Source organism: Pseudomonas brassicacearum subsp. brassicacearum (assembly GCF_008801605.1).
Taxonomy (GTDB): domain Bacteria; phylum Pseudomonadota; class Gammaproteobacteria; order Pseudomonadales; family Pseudomonadaceae; genus Aquipseudomonas; species Aquipseudomonas brassicacearum.
Window position 1 is genome coordinate 364,008 of the sequence record NZ_VZPJ01000001.1, and the last position, 15,898, is coordinate 379,905.

At 57.9% G+C, this 15,898-nt stretch carries 15 protein-coding genes; 11 read left to right on the top strand and 4 right to left on the bottom strand.

Annotated features, from left to right (window positions below; all coding sequences use genetic code 11):
• The first annotated feature begins 15 nt into the window (after nucleotides 1-15).
• Nucleotides 16-1,197: a fumarylacetoacetate hydrolase family protein gene (locus F7R20_RS01575; protein ID WP_003200768.1), complete on the top strand. Its 1,182-nt coding sequence runs from the start codon at nucleotides 16-18 to the stop codon at nucleotides 1,195-1,197.
• Nucleotides 1,198-1,246: 49 nt separating this feature from the next.
• A complete protein-coding gene (locus F7R20_RS01580) occupies nucleotides 1,247-3,031 on the top strand; it encodes an IlvD/Edd family dehydratase (protein ID WP_003200766.1) in 1,785 nt (594 codons plus the stop codon).
• Between the two features lie 108 nt (nucleotides 3,032-3,139).
• Here F7R20_RS01580 and F7R20_RS01585 read toward each other — a convergent pair whose 3' ends face one another.
• Nucleotides 3,140-3,607 (bottom strand): DUF1203 domain-containing protein, encoded by a 468-nt coding sequence (locus tag F7R20_RS01585; protein WP_013693037.1) that lies wholly within the window; start codon nucleotides 3,605-3,607, stop codon nucleotides 3,140-3,142.
• 258 nt (nucleotides 3,608-3,865) lie between these two features.
• On the opposite strand from F7R20_RS01585, the gene F7R20_RS01590 reads away from it, so the two are divergent.
• Entirely contained in the window at nucleotides 3,866-4,084 is a 219-nt protein-coding gene (locus F7R20_RS01590) for a tautomerase family protein (RefSeq protein ID WP_003200762.1), read from the top strand.
• Nucleotides 4,085-4,157: 73 nt separating this feature from the next.
• Nucleotides 4,158-4,628: a DoxX family protein gene (locus F7R20_RS01595; RefSeq protein WP_003200760.1), complete on the top strand. Its 471-nt coding sequence runs from the start codon at nucleotides 4,158-4,160 to the stop codon at nucleotides 4,626-4,628.
• Nucleotides 4,629-4,652: 24 nt separating this feature from the next.
• On the opposite strand, the gene F7R20_RS01600 is transcribed toward F7R20_RS01595, so the two are convergent.
• Nucleotides 4,653-5,330, bottom strand: coding sequence for a TetR/AcrR family transcriptional regulator (locus F7R20_RS01600; protein ID WP_003200758.1), 678 nt, complete (start codon nucleotides 5,328-5,330; stop codon nucleotides 4,653-4,655).
• Between the two features lie 148 nt (nucleotides 5,331-5,478).
• Between F7R20_RS01600 and phlG the strand changes: the two genes are divergently transcribed.
• Nucleotides 5,479-6,360: a 2,4-diacetylphloroglucinol hydrolase gene (phlG, locus tag F7R20_RS01605; RefSeq protein WP_003200756.1), complete on the top strand. Its 882-nt coding sequence runs from the start codon at nucleotides 5,479-5,481 to the stop codon at nucleotides 6,358-6,360.
• Nucleotides 6,361-6,380: 20 nt separating this feature from the next.
• On the opposite strand, the gene F7R20_RS01610 is transcribed toward phlG, so the two are convergent.
• Complete coding sequence (locus F7R20_RS01610) at nucleotides 6,381-7,007, bottom strand: TetR/AcrR family transcriptional regulator (RefSeq protein ID WP_003200754.1); 627 nt, start codon at nucleotides 7,005-7,007, stop codon at nucleotides 6,381-6,383.
• Between the two features lie 418 nt (nucleotides 7,008-7,425).
• Here F7R20_RS01610 and F7R20_RS01615 point away from each other — a divergent pair, with 418 nt between their 5' ends.
• The 6 genes from F7R20_RS01615 (at nucleotide 7,426) to F7R20_RS01640 (ending at nucleotide 13,716) form a co-directional block, all read left to right on the top strand.
• Complete coding sequence (locus F7R20_RS01615) at nucleotides 7,426-8,508, top strand: hydroxymethylglutaryl-CoA synthase (RefSeq protein ID WP_003200752.1); 1,083 nt, start codon at nucleotides 7,426-7,428, stop codon at nucleotides 8,506-8,508.
• A gap of 31 nt (nucleotides 8,509-8,539) precedes the next feature.
• Nucleotides 8,540-9,736: a thiolase family protein gene (locus F7R20_RS01620; RefSeq protein ID WP_003200749.1), complete on the top strand. Its 1,197-nt coding sequence runs from the start codon at nucleotides 8,540-8,542 to the stop codon at nucleotides 9,734-9,736.
• 10 nt (nucleotides 9,737-9,746) lie between these two features.
• The gene (locus tag F7R20_RS01625) at nucleotides 9,747-10,187 is read left to right on the top strand and encodes a Zn-ribbon domain-containing OB-fold protein (protein WP_003200745.1); all 441 of its coding nucleotides are present in this window, start codon (nucleotides 9,747-9,749) and stop codon (nucleotides 10,185-10,187) included.
• 158 nt (nucleotides 10,188-10,345) lie between these two features.
• Nucleotides 10,346-11,395, top strand: a complete 1,050-nt coding sequence (locus F7R20_RS01630; protein ID WP_003200744.1) for a type III polyketide synthase — start codon at nucleotides 10,346-10,348, stop codon at nucleotides 11,393-11,395.
• Nucleotides 11,396-11,527: 132 nt separating this feature from the next.
• Nucleotides 11,528-12,793: an MFS transporter gene (locus F7R20_RS01635; protein WP_013693032.1), complete on the top strand. Its 1,266-nt coding sequence runs from the start codon at nucleotides 11,528-11,530 to the stop codon at nucleotides 12,791-12,793.
• Entirely contained in the window at nucleotides 12,793-13,716 is a 924-nt protein-coding gene (locus tag F7R20_RS01640; RefSeq protein WP_003200738.1) for a hypothetical protein, read from the top strand. The genes F7R20_RS01635 and F7R20_RS01640 overlap by 1 nt, the downstream gene beginning before the upstream one ends.
• Nucleotides 13,717-13,830: 114 nt before the next feature.
• Here the strand turns inward: F7R20_RS01640 and F7R20_RS01645 are convergent, their stop codons facing one another.
• A complete protein-coding gene (locus F7R20_RS01645; RefSeq protein ID WP_003200736.1) occupies nucleotides 13,831-15,792 on the bottom strand; it encodes a methyl-accepting chemotaxis protein in 1,962 nt (653 codons plus the stop codon).
• Nucleotides 15,793-15,898 lie beyond the last annotated feature (106 nt).

Sequence of the window (15,898 nt, forward strand, 5' to 3'; positions counted from 1 at the left end):
ACAGGAAGACTGGCCATGTCGCTACTGCTTACTCCCGAGAACACCCTGCCCGTCGATGGCGTGGCCGGAACCCTGATTGGACGTGCCTGGGTGCCAGGCCGGATCGCCGGGCCTTCGCCCATTGCGTTGCGCAGCGACGGCGTGTTCGATCTCTCGGATCGTTTTGCGACATTGAGTGATCTGCTGGAAACCGAATCGCCGCTGGCCGCCGTGCGACAGACGCCCGGCACCTTCATCGCCAGTGTCGAAGCCCTGCTGGCCAACACCGGCCCTGATGCCGACCCGAGCAAGCCGTCGCTGTTGCCGCCACTGGACTTGCAAGTGATCAAGGCCGCTGGCGTGACCTTCGCCGCCAGCATGATCGAGCGTGTGATCGAGGAACAGGCCGGCGGCGATGCCGCGAAGGCCGAAGCCGTACGCGCCACGGTGCACAGCGTGATCGGCGACAACCTGCGCACGATCGTGCCGGGCTCCGAGCAAGCCATGCGCCTGAAGGCCCTGCTCATCGAACAGGGCATGTGGTCGCAGTACCTGGAGGTTGGCATCGGCCCGGATGCGGAGATCTTCACCAAGGCACCGGTCCTGGCCGCCGTGGGCAGCGGCAGCCGCATCGGCATTCATCCGATATCGCAATGGAACAACCCGGAACCGGAAGTGGTGCTGGCGGTGAACAGCCGTGGCCAGATCCACGGCGCCAGCCTGGGCAACGACGTCAACCTGCGGGACATCGAAGGCCGCAGTGCGCTGTTGCTGAGCAAGGCCAAGGACAACAACGCCTCCTGCGCCATCGGGCCGTTCATTCGCCTGTTTGACGAACACTTCAGCCTGGATGATGTAAGGGATTGCGTGGTCGATCTTCAGGTACAAGGCGAGGATGGCTATCGCCTGCACGGCTCCAGCTCCATGAGCCAGATCAGCCGCGACCCGCAGGACCTGGCAGGCCAGACGCTCAACGCCAATCACCAATACCCGGATGGTTTTGTGCTGTTTCTCGGTACCCTGTTCGCCCCCACCGAAGACCGTGATCATGCCGGCAGCGGTTTCACCCACAAACGCGGGGACGTGGTCAGCATCAGCAGCCCGTTGCTCGGAAGCCTGCATAACCAGGTGACCCACAGCTGCGATGCCGCCCCCTGGACCTTTGGTGTCAGCGCCTTGCTGCGTAACCTCGCCGCCCGAGGACTGCTGGACCGCTAAAACGCCACGACCGTGACCGATTCATCCAATTACAAGAGAGAAATGAATCATGAGTGACACGTCAAAACGCCGCCTGCGCAGCGAGCAATGGTTCAATGACCCTGCCCACGCGGACATGACCGCCCTGTATGTCGAACGCTACATGAACTACGGGATGACCCGCGAAGAGCTGCAGTCGGGACGCCCGATCATCGGCATCGCCCAGACCGGCAGCGACCTGACGCCCTGCAACCGTCATCACCTGGAACTGGCACAACGGGTCAAGGCCGGCATCCGTGATGCCGGCGGCATTCCCATGGAATTCCCGGTACACCCGATCGCCGAACAGTCGCGCCGCCCCACCGCCGCGCTGGACCGCAACCTGGCGTACCTGGGGCTGGTGGAGATTCTTCACGGTTACCCATTGGACGGCGTGGTGCTCACCACCGGCTGCGACAAGACCACCCCGGCCTGCCTGATGGCCGCGGCGACCACCGACCTGCCGGCCATTGTCCTGTCCGGCGGGCCGATGCTCGACGGTCACCACAAGGGCGAGCTGATCGGCTCGGGCACCGTGCTCTGGCATGCGCGCAACCTGATGGCCGCCGGCGAGATCGACTACGAAGGCTTCATGGAAATGACCACCGCGGCATCGCCGTCGGTGGGTCACTGCAACACCATGGGCACCGCCTTGTCGATGAACGCCCTGGCCGAAGCCCTGGGCATGTCCCTGCCCGGTTGCGCGAGCATCCCGGCGCCCTATCGCGAGCGCGGGCAAATGGCTTATGCCACCGGCAAGCGCATCTGCGAACTGGTGCTGCAAGACATTCGCCCGTCACAAATCATGACCCGCCAAGCCTTCGAGAACGCCATCGCCGTCGCCTCGGCCCTGGGTGCTTCGAGTAACTGCCCGCCGCACCTGATCGCCATCGCCCGGCACATGGGCGTCGAGCTGAGCCTGGAGGACTGGCAACGGATTGGCGAGGACGTGCCGCTGCTGGTCAATTGCATGCCGGCGGGCAAGTACCTGGGTGAAGGGTTCCATCGGGCTGGAGGCGTGCCAGCGGTCATGCACGAACTGCAAAAAGCCGGGCGCCTGCATGAAGACTGCGCCACGGTCAGCGGCAGGACCATCGGCGAAATCGTCGGCAGCAGCCTGACCAGCAACACCGATGTGATCCATCCCTTCGATACCCCGCTCAAGCACCGGGCCGGCTTCATCGTGCTCAGCGGCAATTTCTTCGACAGCGCGATCATGAAGATGTCGGTGGTGGGCGAAGCGTTTCGCAAGACCTACCTGTCCGAGCCCGGCGCCGAGAATAGCTTTGAAGCCCGGGCCATCGTGTTCGAAGGACCAGAGGACTACCACGCCCGCATCGACGACCCGGCGCTGGACATCGACGAGCGCTGCATCCTGGTCATTCGCGGTGTCGGCACGGTGGGCTATCCCGGCAGCGCCGAGGTGGTGAACATGGCCCCGCCGGCCGCGCTAATCAAACAAGGCATCGACTCCCTGCCCTGCCTCGGCGACGGTCGCCAGAGCGGCACTTCGGCGAGCCCATCGATCCTCAACATGTCCCCGGAAGCGGCCGTGGGCGGCGGCCTGGCGTTGCTGAAAACCAACGACCGGCTGAAAGTGGACCTCAATACCCGCACCGTGAACCTGCTGATCGACGACGCCGAGATGGCCCAGCGCCGACGCGAATGGACGCCGAATATTCCGCCTTCGCAAACGCCCTGGCAGGAGCTGTACCGGCAATTGGTGGGACAGCTTTCCACCGGGGGTTGCCTGGAGCCGGCCACGTTGCACCTGCGGGTGATTGCTCGTAGTGGTGAGCCGCGTCATTCGCACTGACAACAGCCAACTCAGTATCGCTTCCGCGCATCGGGCCGTGGAGCGATGCTCCAGGCTTGCAGGCCCGAATGCTTTCAAGCCAAGTCTGCAAGCACGACCTCCCCTTGCCTACACCCGATCTATCCGCCCCGAGTAACACCCCTGCTTAGCATTGTGAACGTGGATGTAACTGACCTCAGGATTGGCAAACATCCGGCTGATCACAGGCTCTATTGCCTGTCCGTCCACCACATCGGCATCAAGCATCATCCCCTCCTCGGAAAAAGCACGCAGGGACAGTAGTCGGATGCGCATGACCTCGGGCACTTGGTTGACGGCGTCGTAAGCCTGGGGCGCCCCCTCTCGGATGAAAATCGCATGGGAGGCGCGATACGGCGAGTTGGCCGGCTGACTGACATGGTTCAGTAAGAGCATGCGTTGCCCCAGCTCCGCATCTTTCATTTCTATGCGATCAGGAAAGCCTGGCTGGCAGTCAACGACATAACGCCTTATCCCCCGCGAGGCGAGTGCTTCATCGGACAATCCAAACAGCGCGCGGAATGGATCGGGGGCAAGGCCTGTGATGCGAAAGTTCATGATGGGCACCTCTTGATGTGAGTGCCTAGAAGAGAACACCTGGGCAGAACCCGCTATCCGGTTCTTGCGGCGAAAATCAAATGACACCGCATGCATCCGGAGGTTGGCACGTGAGAGCGTTCCACGGCGTCGATTGTTCACGGTTATTGAATTCAGATGGCAACTCGGCAGGGTTTATCTCCAGGGCCCAAACAAGAAAAATGCGCGCCATGGGCTGTTCGCCCGACCCAGTCTGTTTCACACCCACGGAGCAAACCGATGCCATTCGCCAACTATAAATTTCCCGAAGGAATCCTGGACCACGCCCGCAAAGAAGAGATCATTCATCGCACCACAGAGATGTTCGTCGAATACTTCGGCGAGGGAGTTCGTCCGTTCACCATGGTGCTGGTCGAAGAGGTTGCAGACGGCGGATGGGGGCGCGCTGATGAAACGCTGACGCTGGCGAAGATGGGGCTGCCTGCCAAAGGACAATAGCGCCTTCGGAGTATTCAAAAGGCCTATCGACGTCATGTATCAGTGCTTCAAGCAAACCAGCCAAGGATTTCCCATGACAACTCAAGACCTATCATCGCTGCGCTGCGCGGTGGCCACGGTGACTGCACGAGTCGCCCGCTTCGAACCTCACCTGTACGCCGCGCTGCGGATCGTCTTCGCCGTGATCCTGTTTACCCACGGCTTGCCGAAGGTTCTGCGCACCGCCCATGGATCGATGGCTGATCCAATGAGCGCGTCGATCAACCTCATCCAGAACGTGATGGGGCTGCCTTTCGCGGCACAGCTTGCCTTCCTGGTCATGCTCCTGGAGACGGTCGGTGCGCTCATGCTGGCGATAGGGCTCGGTACGCGACTCGTCGCCCTGCTGATCGCCATTGAGATGGTTGCAATCAGCTATGCGCTGGGACCGACATGGCCCTGGATAGATCGGGGCATCGAGTTTCCTGTACTGATGGGTTTTCTGGCCCTCTACATCGTCGCGCGCGGCGGCGGGGCCTACTCAATGGACGCGCGCCAACGGTAGCCCCCGATAACCATGGGCTGCGCGTCAGCTTGCAGCGTCGTGCGCAGTCGCCGCCACTGCCTGGAGCCCACCAAGGGCATAACTCATCATGTGGTCGATCAAACCCTGCGGCTCGAGACTCAACCCTTGCAGTACATGCTGCTTTAACGGCTGATGGGCTATAAGCAAAAAAAGACAGGGGGCGAAGACGCTGATGGCGCTGCGCAGGGTTGTCGGATGATCCGCTGGCAAGTTCATGATTTGTCCAAGCAAGCCACGCAGAATGTGCGCCTTGGGAAACGATTGTTCCTTGAGCACCACCTCGAACTCGGGAGAAGGCGAAAGCACTTCGCGCGTGAGCACTTTCAGCGCCCAGCCATCCGGATGGTCGTGCAGGCGCTCGACCAACACGGTGATGAGGGCACGTAATTTGTCTTGCGGCGACCCTGGCCGCTCGTTAAGCGAAACCAGAGTTTCCATCCGCATCAACCGAGCGTGGGCTTCGAGCAATACCGCGCGGTACAGGCCCTCTTTGTTTACGAAGTGATAATTCACCGCCGCGCTGTTGGCTTGCGAACGTTCGCAAATCTGCTTGCTGGTGGTGTTGGCCAACCCTTGTTCGGCAAACAACTCACCCGCCTTTTCCAGAATCTGCAGCCGCGTTGCCTGCCCATCGAGTCGCGAAGCACGAGGCAGGGAAGGCTTGCCAATGGCATTGTCCATGAGCTCATCTCTTTATAGTTCTAATTCAAATTTGACTTTTTATTTCAGCCTACCTATTTTGGTCCCGTCATTGTCCCTTTACAACACCACGTGAGGACTTTGCAGCCGATGCTGCGGGCTTTTCACGAACTACCAAGGAAATACCGTCATGGAAGCGCGCGTAATGACACCTTTCACCTACTTCTCATTGCCAATGCAGAAGCAGTTCCTAGCCAATCAGCGGGCCATCCAAGGCAAACCCTACGCCGACTTTTTCCGCTCGAAGATCAGCGTGCCGCTCAGTGCCGTCGAAAAGATACAGCAAGGCCCCATGCCCTTGGCTGACGCCTTGACGCCCAGCGTTGAAGACCTTAACCGCATGCTCGCCACTGATTTCATTAGCGAAGAGGCCGGATACGCGCTGCTGCCAGGGCCGATGGCCTACGTGCAAAGTCGCAAGTTTTTCCCCAACTGCACAGCTGAGATGCTCAAGTGGTGGTTCATGTGGCATCCACTGGAGGCTGAACGCTACACCCTGTGGTTTCCTTATGCCCATGTGGAAAACCCCTGTGTTCATCACGAGCGCCTCCTGGACGATACCCTGAGCTTCGAGGAGCGCTTGTATGGCAATACCTTTTGCGCCTCCGAGTACGTCGGTGACCGCCTCATGCACCTGCACATTGATTTCAGGGACCCCTGCGAGCTGGGCTTCTGTCCGGACCTGTACCGCGAATCCAAAATAGACGGCAGCGTCAGCGCCCTGATGAGCCTGGCCCATGAACCGCAAGTGCCGGTGTCGCTGATGGCGCACTTGTTCAAGGAATGTCCGGAGGGTTTGTACCTGACGAGCCGTTACTGGGTCGGCAGCCACCCCGCCATGCAGCGTTTTCCAGGCGCCGAGCGAGCCGCTCAGCTACTGGAAGAAAACGGTCTGGGAGAGGTTGAGCTGGAAACCCTGGCTTATGAATTTGCGGTGCATGACTTGTGTGAGTTCAACCATCTGGCCAGCATCCTGCCGAGCCTTCATGCACAATTCAGCGGCACGAAATAAGCGCATCCCCTCCCCGATAATCAGGCTTCGGCGGCGTCTTGAACCGCCGCCGAAGTCGGACGCAATACCCCGTTCATCAGCAGTGTCGTGAACTCATTGATATCTGCCTCCACCTCCAACTGCTCGGTCAACAGCCGGTACCAGCAAAACCCAAAGATCATATCCAAGAGCAATTCACGCGACGTATCCTTGGGCAACTCGCCCTGCTGAATAGCTTTTTCCACCAGCTTGCGAGGCAACTCCCGGCGCCGCTCCATGAATTCGTCTTTCAGCTTGGGCAACGTGCTGGGATCGAGCTGGGCCTCAGCAATGACGCATCGAAAAGCCTCCCCGCAAATCGTTTCTCGCCAGACCTTCCAGAGATTGAGCAGCAAGAAATTGAGATTCTCCTTGAAAGAGCCTTTATCAGGCTCTTTGCGAATCTGCTCGCTTTCACTCTCGTAGACCTCGGCGATCAAGGCTGCCTTGTTACCCCACCACCGGTAGATTGTCGGTTTGCTCGCGCCAGCGCGGCGGGCCACCGCCTCGATGCTCAACCCCGAGTAACCGCACTCCTTAAGGGTTTCTATGGCAGAAATGATGATCGCTTTGTGCGTGTGAGGGCTCCTCAATGAGCCAATGGAGCTCCGAGATGGTTTACGGGCCATAAATCAAAATCTCCAATATGGCGCTTGACAAAAGAGACTCAGGGTATAGGATTCTCTCGAAAAGCAATGAAACGGATCGTTTCGTTTTGTATGTTTATTTGATCTCAGCTTCTGCTTAGCAGGGGGTCTCTTGAGCGCTTATTACCTCTAAATAGGGAGATATGAGAAGGAAAGTCATAAATTTTTAACGCTACCTTAACGATACGGTACGTTTCGTATCATACATAATGATTGTACGAAAACAAACCTATTGTTCATAGGTTGACCGGTAGGTTCTGACGCTTGAACCTGCCGATTTATGGGCATGGGACCGCCATTTATCACTTTGCGAGCACCAATAGATAGTTTCTAAATATTTCATGCACCTGTCACGGCTTTCTGCCAGCAGGTGAAAGAACGGAATCTGGAGGAAGTACACATGAATAAAGTAGGAATTGTGAGCTATGGCGCGGGCATCCCGGTCTGCCGGCTCAAGGTGGACGACGTGATCCAGGTGTGGAAAAACACCGATTTGAGCTTGGTAAAGGGTCAACTGGGTGTTCTCGAAAGGGCTGTACTGCAGCCTGATGAAGACGTCATTACCTTGGGCGTCCTTGCCGCCCAACGCGCACTGGACAAAGCGCCGCCTTGTTCCCTTGAAGCGCTTTATCTTGGCACCTGCACCAATCCATATGACTCCCGGGCCTCGGCCGCGATCATCCTGGAAATGCTTGGCTGCGGCTATGACGCCTTTTGTGCTGACGTGCAGTTTGCCGGCAAATCAGGCACCAGCGCCCTTCAGATTGCATACGCCCTGGTAGCATCGGGCATGGTGGGCAACGCGTTGGCGGTGGGCGCCGATACGATCAACCGCAACACCGCCCCCGGTGATCTGACAGAGTCCTACGCCGGAGCGGGCGCCGCTGCCCTGCTGTTGGGTACAGAAAATGTGATCGCGCATTTTGACGCAAGTTTTTCTTGCGCGGCGGATGTCGCTGACAACATCAGGCCTCAAGGGGACCGCTATATCCGGTCGGGAATGGGACTGGGTTCGGACAAGAACAGCATCGGCCTTGAAGACCAGACTCGCCGTGCTGCCTCGGGATTGATGGCCAAGATCCATGCGCAGGCCGGTGATTTCGATTATGTCGTCTTTCAACAGAACCTGGTGTCGACCCCCTACTCTCTCGGCAAGCACCTGGGATTCACGACGGCGCAAATAGAACCTGGCATCTATGCCCAGAGCGTCGGCGATGCTGGGGCAGCGAGCCCTTTGCTGGGCTTGGTCAACGTCCTCGATCAAGCGCGTCCCGGCGAAAGAATCCTGGTGGTTTCCTATGGGTTTGGTGCAGGCAGCGATGCCATTGCCTTGACCGTCACCGATGCCATCGAAGCCTATCAAAAGACCAACGTTCCGCTGCGCACGCTGCTGGAGGATAAGTACTACGTGGATTACGGGACGTCGATCAAGTACGAGTTCAAATACTTGCGGCCCGACTATGCCCTGACGGCCTATCTCTGATTCCAATCCATCCAGCAAGGAGCACTTTTTTATGAGCGCACGACGCGTTGCTATCGTTTCGGCTGCCTATACCCCTAAGCCCGGCAGTTCCAGAGTTCGTCAGACTTTCAAGGAGATGATCGTCGAGTCCGCCTACCAGGCGCTCAACGCCATCAAGATGCACCCCCGCGAACTCCAGGCAGTTGCCTATGGCTACCACGGTGAAGGCATTTCTGAATACGGAGGCCTGGGCCCGACCATTTCCGATGCCCTGGGTATCAGCCCTGCCCCCACGTTCATGAGTACTGCCAACTGCACCAGCAGTTCGGTGTCGTTCCAGATGGCTCACCAAATGGTCGCCTCAGGTGAATACGACATTGTCCTGTGCGGCGGCTTTGAAAAAATGACCGATCACATCAACTACGCCGAGTACATTGGCTCCAGCACTGAATGTGAATACGATTATTTTCTCGGCATCTCACACACAGACGCCTTCGCCCTGGCGACCGCCGAATATTTTGAAAAGTTCGGTTATGCAGGACGCGAGGCGGATGTATTGGCAACGTTTGGGCGGCAGATGCGTATCTATGCCCATAACACCCCCACGGCTACCCGCTATGGCGTGCCGATTCCGTCCCTCGAAGCACTCAAGAGTAGCGAAGCATGTGGCTCGATGTTGGCCTGGGGTGAAGCCAGCGGTTGCGCCATCCTGGTTGCCGAACACCTTGCGCACCGTTACACGACCCAGCCGGTATTTATCCGTGGCTGTGCCTACACCGGCGTATCGCACTATTTCGGCACGCGCTATCACAACCCGACGTTGCAATTTCCAGGGCTGCCAAAAGATGTAGGCATGGCGGTTTCCGCCAACTCGATGGCCTGCGCCGAAATCGCCTACAAAAAAGCCGGCATCACTGCAAAGGATATCGATGTGGCGCAAGTCTACGACTTGCTGGGCGCCGGGTTGATTCAAATGGAATCCATGGGCGCATGTGGTCCAGGCCAGGCAGGCGACTTTGTATTGGAAGGCGGCATAGCCCTTGATGGGCAACTTCCCCTGAACACTGACGGCGGCAACATCGGACGCGGCCACGCCTCCGGTTGCGATGGGATTTTGCACATTACTGAATTGTTCCGACAGCTTCGCGGCGAGTCCAACAACCAAGTCAAAGGCGCCCGTATTGGCGTCTCGCAAAACCTGGGCGGGTACGCCGCGCACAACAGCGTCATTGTGCTTTCCAACGATTAAGGAGCCGACCATGTCCCTTTACCCTGAACAGATTCACCGCATGACCACCGCCAGCATGTTGCGCGAATGGCGCGAGCATGGCGGCAAATACCGTCTCGAAGGCAGCCGCTGCCAGGATTGCGAAGAAATTTTCTTCCCTCGGCGCACCGTCTGCGGCGCGTGCAATTCGTTGAATGTGGAACCGTATCGCTGCTCACGCACCGGCACGATCCAAGTCAGCGCCCATGCCGAGAATCCGATACTGGCGGCCATGGGCTATGGCGAAACCGTGCCCCGCTTCATGGCGATGGTGCGCCTGGACGATGGCCTGGTGATTGCCTCGGAAATCGTTGATGTCACCGATCCCCGGCAAGTCGTCAGCGGTGCGCCTGTGCGCATGGTTATTCGCAAACATGTCCGGGAAAGCAACTTGGCCTGGCAATATGCCTATAAGTTTGTACTGGTGAAATAACAAACCAGGCGCCCGCTACACCCCGCTCTTTCGATAACAACAGTCAAGTTTTTTGGCTCTCCAGCCCGCTGCTTTGATTCTGTCTTTCAGAGTCCTGCTTTGCAGTCATTGCCTTAAATGTGCTTCTAACTTTATTGGCTTCTCGCCGAGGACTTGTCATGTCTACTCTTTGTAAACCCAGTCTGTTGTTTCCGCAATACAAGATCACCCAGCAACAAATGATCGAGCATCTAGAGCAGTTGCATGATGATCATCCACGAATGGCACTTGCCAAACGAATGATTCAAAACACGCAGGTGAACGAACGGCACTTGGTCCTGCCTATCGATGAACTGGCGGTGCACACCGGCTTCACCCACCGCAGTATCGTTTATGAGCGCGAAGCCCGCCGCATGTCGTCCATCGCGGCGCGCCAAGCCATCGAGAATGCCGGGCTGACCATCGATGACATTCGCATGGTCGCGGTGACATCGTGCACCGGTTTCATGATGCCCTCGCTGACAGCCCACTTGATCAATGACCTGGGCCTGCGAACGTCGACCGTACAACTGCCCATCGCTCAACTGGGCTGCGTGGCAGGCGCCGCGGCGATCAATCGAGCCAATGACTTCGCCAGCCGGGCGCCGGACAACCATGTCCTCATCGTCTCCCTGGAGTTCTCATCGCTCTGCTATCAACCCCAGGACACCAAGTTGCACGCGTTCATATCAGCCGCGTTATTCGGCGATGCCGTATCGGCCTGCGTTATGCGCGCCGATGACCAGGCGCCTGGTTTCAAGATCGCCAATACCGGGTCTTACTTCCTGCCTGATAGCGAGCACTACATTAAATACGACGTTAAAGACAGCGGCTTTCATTTCACCTTGGACAAGGCTGTCATGAACTCCATTAAAGATGTCGCACCGATGATGGAGGAATTGAACTACGAGACCTTCAATCAACATTGCGCTCAAAATGACTTTTTCATCTTCCATACCGGCGGACGGAAAATTCTTGATGAACTGGTCCTGCAACTGGACTTGGAACCCGGTCGGGTCGCGCAGTCTCGCGACAGTTTGAGCGAAGCCGGGAACATCGCCAGCGTGGTGGTCTTCGATGTGCTCAAGCGCCAGTTCGACAGCGGGCTTGTCGATGGCGCGACGGGCATGCTGGCGGCCTTCGGCCCCGGCTTCACCGCTGAAATGGCCGTGGGCAAGTGGGTCGCCTGACAGACCCGATAAAACACCGGCACCCAGCCAGGGGCACACCTGTCCCTGGCTGCCGGAGTATGGATCGCAGGCGTTCACCTCGTTCGAGAGGGCTTCGAAAGCACTAGGGAAAGAAGGGGAAGGAACATGGAGATGAAGTATCTGGTCGCTCGACCTTGGGGCGGCTATGAAAGACGCATGATCACGCTTCTGTCGCTGAGCTTCGGGCTGGTAGGACTGGACAGGTTCATTATCATGCCGCTGTTCCCGGTGATCATGCGTGACTTGGCCCTGGACTATCAGGACTTGAGCATGTTGTCGGCCATCCTGGCATTTGCATGGGGAGGCTCTGCCCTGTTTATGGGCGCCGCCATCAGGGTACTGGGCCCCAAGAAGTTGCTGGTGCTGTCGATCACCCTGCTATCGCTTCTGGCCGGCGCGTCTGCATTGATCACCAGCCTGGTGGGCCTGGTGCTCTTGCGCGCCTTGATGGGCGTCTGTGAAGGTGCCTTCACTCCAGTCAGTATCATCGTCACCGACGAAGTTTCGCAGCCTTGCCGGCGCGGACTCAATCTAGGCATTCAACAGGCCTTGTTCCCCATCATTGGCCTGTGCCTCGGACCGCTGCTGGCGGGTGTCTTGCTGGAAATGTTCGGATCCTGGCGCGCCGTATTCGCCATCATTTCGTTACCCGGCCTGTTAGTGGCCTGGTACCTCTATAGAACCTACCAACCGACCCAGGCGCCCAGCGCGGTGTCGATTGCACACACCTCCAAAAGTCAGTGGAGGACGGCCCTGTCCAGCGGGAATGTACGGCTCAATATTGCCTTGATGCTTTGCATTCTGACGTGCCAGTTCGTTCTGTGCGCCCTGCTCCCCAGCTACCTGACAGACATCCTGCACCTGAGCAATTTCTCCATGGCCATGATCATTTCTGCAATTGGCCTGGGTGGTTTTTTTGGCCAACTGGTCATTCCCGGCTTGTCCGACCAACTGGGTCGCAAGCCAGTGGTTTCCATCTGCTTCATGATCAGCGCGCTGCTGGTGGGTTTATTGATCATCAGCCCACCGCTGCCCTGGCTACTGTTCCTTCAATTATTTTTCTTGTCCTTCATCAACTTCAGCCTGATCTGCATGACGGTCGGTCCACTGACCAGCGAATCAGTGCCGCCCAGTCTATTGGCCACCGCGACGGGCCTGGTGGTGGGCTGCGGAGAGATTCTTGGAGGCGGCGTCGCGCCTGTCGTCGCTGGCTACATCGCCATGACGTGGGGGCTTACCGCGATTCTGTTCCTGGCACTGGCCGGAAGTATCACGGGGGGCTTGCTGTCCTTACGGCTCAAAGAGACAAACCCGGCTTTCAACGGACTCAAGGACTACGTCCCTCTGTCCGCACGCTTGACCCTGGAGGATAAGTGATGACCCATTATGTAATGTTGCTGGACTCTCCAGTGCCGCGAGGAGGTCTTGGCGTATTTGACTTCAAGTCCGGGCAAAGCCGGGAGGTGCGCCCACCCCAGGGAAATCTTTATGAAGCCCTGGCCCATTGCGCGGATCGGAATATGGATTGGGAGTCCTATCTCAAGGACCTGCCGTCCACACCCTACCCGCTTACGCCTGCGGCGGTGAAATACCGACCGCCGCTCAAGCCCGATAACAACTTATTGGTCCAGATCAGCGAAATCACCCTCTGTACCGCCAAGACAGAACAAGCCTGGTATTACAAAGGTAACGGCCGACTGCTCAAGACCGACGGCGACCCTTTGCAGGTGCCTTATCATTCACAAAGCATCAGTAGCGAGCCGTGCATTGTCTGCCTCTATTGGGTCGACCCGTTTGGCGCGCTGCGCTTCATTGGTTTTACCCTGGGCAACGATATTCACGATCATGTATTGCACAGTCGTGACGCCATTTCTTCAACGCATGCGCACTTGCGTACCTGTGCGATTGCCCCGGCATTGATCGTGGGGGAATTGCAGGCTGATCTGGCCATCAATGTCCAGATAGAACGCGACGGCCAACCCTTGACGGCAAGTCACCACCGGATGAGTTTGCATCGCTGGCAGAGTTTGCGCCGATACTCGGAAGAGTTCCTGGAGAAACATGAGCAGTTTCTCGAGCCTGGGCTGGTTCATTACGTGTTTCACAGCTTGAGCCATCGCACCGCGAATGTGCCGCTCCAACACGGTGACTGGCTCAGCATTGACTGCCCCGAGCTGGAATTGGCCATGAGCAATCAAATCGTCGAAGAGGAATTGGTTTCGCTGGTGCCCTTGCCTGCGCGACGCGCACCTGACCATGGCTGTATTGACCGGCCCCTGCCCGTACCGAAAAAGTTCTGATCCCGAAACGTACGGAACAAATCCGGGCCTTTTCGTTAAAGGCCCGGGCTACGTTGGCTGAAGCATCATCACGACGACACTGTTCTACCACACCGTCACAAATACCGCGGCAACCTAAGCCACCTTGAAACGACTGACCAACTGTTGCTGGTACTCGGCCAGGCGCGCGAGTTCCTGGCTGGTGATTGCCGTCTGCTCGGCACCGGCGCTCACCTGGATTACCAGATCATTGATCTCGTTCACATTGCGATTGATGTCCTCGGACACCGCGCTCTGCTCTTCAGCAGCGGAGGCGATCTGAATGTTGCGGTCGCTGATCGTCGCCACGCCTTCGGCGATCTCCACCAACAACTCGCCCGCTCGCTCGACTTTGCTCGCGCCATCCTGGGCCTTGCCCAAGGTCTGCTGCATGGACAGGGCCGCACGATCGGAGCCGGCCTGCAGGTTGCTGATCATCTGTTGAATGTTGCCCGTGGACTCTTGGGTCTTTTGCGCCAGGGTGCGCACCTCGGACGCGACCACTGCAAACCCGCGACCATGGTCACCAGCTCGCGCCGCTTCGATGGCCGCATTGAGCGCAAGCAGATTGGTCTGTTCGGCAATGCCGCGAATCACGTCGAGCACCGAGGAAATGGCGTCGCTTTCCAGCTTGAGATCACCAATGATCCCCGCGGTCTCTTCGGCTTGCGCGGACAATTGGCGAATCAAGCCGATGGTACTTTCGATCTCCACCCGACCTTGAGCCGTACTGATATTGACCTGTTGCGACATGTGCGCAGCGTCGTTGGTACTTTGCGCCACCTCGCGCACCGTGGCGCTCATCTGATTGATCGCGGTGGCCACCAGCTCAGTGCCTTGGCGCTGCTGCTCGACACTCTCACTGGTCTGGACCGTCACCGTGGAAGACTCTTGCGCCGCGGTTGCCACTTGCGCCGTGGCATTGCCGATTTCCTGCACGACCCCGCTGATCTCTTGCGCCATGCGGTTGAGGTTTCGCGAGATCTGGCCGAACTCATCCCGGCCGTCATAGGTGGCCCTGGCAGTGAGATCACGCTGGGCCAAGTCATTCAGGACGCGGTTCACATCGCGCACCGCCGAATCGATCATGCGGATGATCACATACGACAGCACCGTCACCGCAAGCAATGCCACGACGACCGCGCCAATGGTCAGCCACAATGCACGGTTTGCTTCATCGCGCTCATGTGTCGCCAGGCGACTGACGCTTTCACCCAGGGCTTGTTCCACCTGGCTCATCATGTCGATGCGTTGAGTGGAGAGTTCAAACCAGGCCTCGGGCTTGATGCCCAGCGGCTGCCCCAATGGCACCTCGAATGCCAGGCGTTGCAACTTGTCGACTGCAACCGCAGCGGGTTTCAGCATTTGATCAGTCAGTTGTTGAAGTAATCCTGGCTGGGCCTTGCGACGGAACCCGTCGGAATAAGCGGAGAACTCGCCGAGATTGCGGCTAAAGCGTGACAATAACGTCTCATCGAAATGGTCCTGGCTGAACACCAGACCGAGTACCACCCGTTCACGTCCGGCCCGCTCTTTCATCTCGATAAACTGATTAAGGGCACCGAGCGCATGGACAATGGTGGCGTTGTTGATCGTTGCTTCCAGAGAGTGGGTGTAACCCATGAGCGTTTGAATGATCTCGGTATAACGAACACCCGACTCGGTGCTGCTAATACTCAACTTATCAACTTGCCCGCGAATGGTGGGCAACGCGTCCAATGCCCGCAGGACATTGTCCAATTGCGTGCTTCCCGACGCAGACAACCGGCGCACCACCTCGACCGAGGTATTGGCATCCTGGCGCGCCTGGGACATCCGTTCACCCATGGACTTGCCGCCACTGCCCAGGAAGACCCCACTGGCTCCGCGCTCGCGCTGCAATACGGTAATCAGTTGACTCAACTTCTGCGCCGTGGCGCTGGCAGTCACCGTGGTGTTCATATCGCGTAGTGTCTTGTAGTTATCCACTACAAAGACCCCGGCCAAGGTGAGAAACCCCAATAAGGGAAGTAGCAGTATCAATAAAAGTTTCAGACGCAGCGGTGCATTCCTGAGCATTTCCGTTCAAGCCTCATTTCATACTGAATTAGTGATGCGTGAACTTATTGTAAAACCGCTGTTATACACGCTGATCCTGAACGATCTTAACGCAATACCAAATGGC